Genomic DNA, 3,722 nt, shown 5'->3' with positions numbered 1-3,722 from the left:
CCGATATACTGGTCGATCGGCAGCATCCGGTTGGCGACCGCGGGCGTCGTCGGCGCGTTCTCGTTCCAGGGATCGGTGAAGCGTGCAAAGTACCAGGACGAATCCACGAAGGTGTCCATGGTATCGGTTTCGCGCTGAGCCTTGGCCCCGCATTTGGGGCAGGTGACGTGCTTCCAGGTCGGATGATGGTCGAGCGCGTTGCCCGGCTTGTCGAAGGTCGCATCGTCAGGCAGCTTCACCGGCAGGTCGGCATCCGGCACCGGCACCACATCGCATGTCGGGCAATGGATGACGGGGATCGGGCAGCCCCAGTAACGCTGGCGAGAAATGCCCCAGTCGCGCAGGCGAAAATTCACCTGACGCTCGCCGACCGGCGCGTTGCCGCGCAGCTCGTTTTCGAGGCGTTTTGCAACCTCGTCCTTGGCCTGCTCGATGGTCATGCCGTCGAGGAAGCGCGAATTGATCATGCGGCCGTCACCGTCATAGGCCGTGTCGGTGATGACGAACGATTTCGGATCCTGGCCTTCGGGACACACCACCGGCGTGTTGCCGAGGCCGTACTTGTTGACGAAGTCGAGGTCGCGCTGGTCATGCGCGGGGCAGCCGAAGATCGCGCCGGTGCCGTATTCCATCAGAACGAAGTTGGCGACATAGACCGGCAGCTTCCAGTTCGGATCGAACGGATGGATCGCGCGGATGCCGGTGTCGAAACCCTGCTTCTCCGCGGTGTCGATGATCTCCTGCGCGGTGCCGATCTTCTTGATCTCGGCGATGAACTCCGCGAGCTCAGGGTTCTTCGCGGCGGCGGCCGTCGCCAGCGGGTGATCCGCCGAGATCGCCATGAACTTCGCGCCGAACAGCGTGTCGGGGCGCGTGGTGAAAATCTTCAGCTCGCTCTCGCCGGCCGGCGTCGTCTGGTCCAGCGCGAAGCGGACCAGGAGACCCTCGGAGCGGCCGATCCAGTTGCGCTGCATCAGCCGCACCTTGTCGGGCCAGCGGTCGAGCGTATCCAGCGCACTCAGCAGCTCCTGCGAGTACTTCGTGATCTTGAAGACCCACTGGTTCATTTCCCGCTGCTCGACGACGGCACCGGAACGCCAGCCTTTGCCGTCGATCACCTGCTCGTTGGCGAGCACGGTCATGTCGACGGGGTCCCAGTTCACCTTGCGCTTCTCGCGCTCGGCAAGGCCCGCACGCAGGAAGTCCAGGAACATCTTCTGCTGGTGCTTGTAGTAGGAGGGATCGCAGGTCGCGATCTCGCGGCTCCAGTCCAGCGACAGCCCGATCGAGCGGAGCTGCTTCTTCATCGCGGCGATGTTGTCGTAGGTCCAGGCCTTGGGGGCGACCTTGCGCTCGATCGCGGCGTTCTCGGCCGGCAGGCCGAAGGCGTCCCAGCCCATCGGGTGCAGCACGTTGAACCCCTTGGCGCGCATGAAGCGGGCCAGCACGTCGCCGAGCGTGTAGTTTCGGACATGGCCGATATGGATGCGCCCGGACGGGTAGGGGAACATCTCGAGCACATAGTATTTCGGYCGCGAATCATCGTTCCGGGAGACGAAGATCGCCTTTTCGTCCCAGGTGGCTTGCCAGCGCGGTTCGGAATCGCGGGCGTTATAGCGTTCGGAGGTCATGGAATCGTTGGTTTTTTCGTGGGTTCGGCCGTCCTGAAGACGGCGGACTAGGCCACAAAAGCAGCCGTGGGGTCAACGGGTTGCCGCAAGGGGCAGGGCTGCTGTCCGCCCGCGCAAATACCGAGGCGCCGTTGGGGGTGGTCAAGGGGCCAATGCGAGGACGCGGCTGGCCAAGACCTCGATACCCGTGGCTGCCRGGCGCCGAACTTGCCGCCCGTGGTGAGATCGCGTGGGGACGGGAGACGACCTCGATCGCACCGAGGCCGCGGGCCAGCGGCCGTCAGCCCGCCATCATCATACCAGCCGCGCCGGTCTCGATCGCCTGCACGCCGTGCTCGACGACCTTGTTGCGGCCGCGGTGCTTGGCGGCGTAGAGCGCGGCGTCGGCGGCTTCGATCAGGTCGCCGGGGCGCAAGGCCTCGTTGGGCCGCGTTGCGGCAACGCCGATCGAGACGGTGACGATCATGTGGGCGGACGTGATGTGCGGCAGGCAGAGCTTCAGCACGGCCGCGCGCACCAGCTCGCCGATCTCCACGGCGCGATTCACGTCGGTGTTCGGCAGCAACAGGCAGAATTCCTCACCGCCGTAGCGCGCCGCGAAGCCCATCGTGTCGGCGGCGATGCCGGACAGCGACTCGCCGAGCCTGGTCAGGCAGGAATCGCCTTCGAGATGGCCGTAGGTGTYGTTGARGMGCTTGAAGTGGTCGACGTCGATCATCAGCAGCGCGAGGTCGCTGCCATATTGCTGCGCGCGCATCCATTCGAAGTCGAGCCGGCTCTGGAAGCCGCGGCGGTTGGCGAGCCCCGACAGCATGTCGATCGAGGCCATCACCGTCAGGCGGTCGTTGCTCGCGATCAGCTCGCGCTCGCGCTGGCTCAGTTGCGCGGCCATCGCGTTGAATGCGCGGGCCAGCGGCACGAATTCGGCCGGCAGGCGATTGCGCGCCGCGCGCGCCGACAGATCGCCCTCGCCGAGCCGCTTCGCCATGTCGGCGAGCATCTCGATCGGCTTGATCACGAGTTTTTCGGCGGCGATCAGCGCGCCGAGCAGGACGAATACGACGACGAACGCGAGCTGCAGATAGGCGGTGCGGATGTCGCGGCTCACCGCCGCGGATACCTTGTCCTCGTCGATGCTGGCGATCAGCCGGGCGTTGGTGCCGGCGATGCGGATGTAGCTGACCGCGCGGCGGGAGCCGTCGGCGGCGAGGAAAGACAGCGAGCCCTCGTCCTGGTCCGACCGCAGCGCCCTGTCGGCGATTGCCGACATCAGCGGCATGTTGTCGAGCGGACGACCCACTACGCTGTGCTGGTCGGCCGGTGCGGCCAGCACGGTGCCGGCGCTGTCGACCAGCACGGCAGTGATGCCGGCGCGGCCGCCGAGATTGCTCATGACCTTCGACATCCAGTCGAGGTTGACGGTGGCGAGCACCACGGCATCGGACACGCCGCTGAACGCGGATACCGGGTACACCGCCATGACAGTCGGCGTCTGCACGGGCCGCGACAGGATGAAATCGCTCAGCACGAAGCGGCCGGTTTCCTGGGCCTGCTGGAAGTAAGGCCGGTCACTGAGGTCGAGGCCGACATACATGTTGTTGGTGGCACACTGGATGCGTCCGTCCTGACCGGCGATCAAAAGCGTGCGAATCCATGGAAGGTTCGACGGCAGGCTCGCGCGCAGCACGTCGCAGCTCTTGCTGATGCCGCCGACGGAGGCGCGGATGAAGGCTTCCGATTTCAGGATGGTCTCGACCGACGAGATCACCTCGCGCTGCGCATCGGCGCTGTGCCTTGCGACGATGTTGAACTCGGCCGCGGCCTGCGCGATCTGGCTCCTGCGCGTGTCCTCGAGCGAACGGATGCGCTCGAGCATTAAGGGCGCCACCAGAATCACAGCGAGCAACGCAAGCCGCGCCCGGATTCCCAGGACCTGCTTGAGTTTTGCTCGCTTACGGTTGAAACTGACGTTTGCCATCTTCGCTGCCCACCCCATGGGCCAAGGTAAAGCGAAGGGTTCAAAAACTCTTTCTTGAACTCGGTAAAATTGGACTTACCTCAGTTACGACCACAGCCAATCGATGTCATGAC

The 3,722-nt window shown here is 64.9% G+C and carries 2 protein-coding genes; both read right to left on the bottom strand.

Translation table 11 applies throughout. The features are described from left to right. A partial coding sequence (gene leuS, locus AC1D00_RS31430; RefSeq protein ID WP_477013336.1) for a leucine--tRNA ligase occupies positions 1 to 1,631 on the bottom strand: 1,631 nt, incomplete at its 3' end. 280 nt (positions 1,632 to 1,911) lie between these two features. Continuing rightward, complete coding sequence (locus AC1D00_RS31425) at positions 1,912 to 3,609, bottom strand: diguanylate cyclase domain-containing protein (protein WP_477013335.1); 1,698 nt, start codon at positions 3,607 to 3,609, stop codon at positions 1,912 to 1,914. Positions 3,610 to 3,722: the final 113 nt, after the last annotated feature.

It is taken from the genome of Bradyrhizobium sp. P2_E8 (assembly GCF_056403875.1).
The sequence above is the reverse complement of the archived record's forward strand: the minus strand, read 5'-3'. Positions and strand labels throughout refer to the sequence as shown.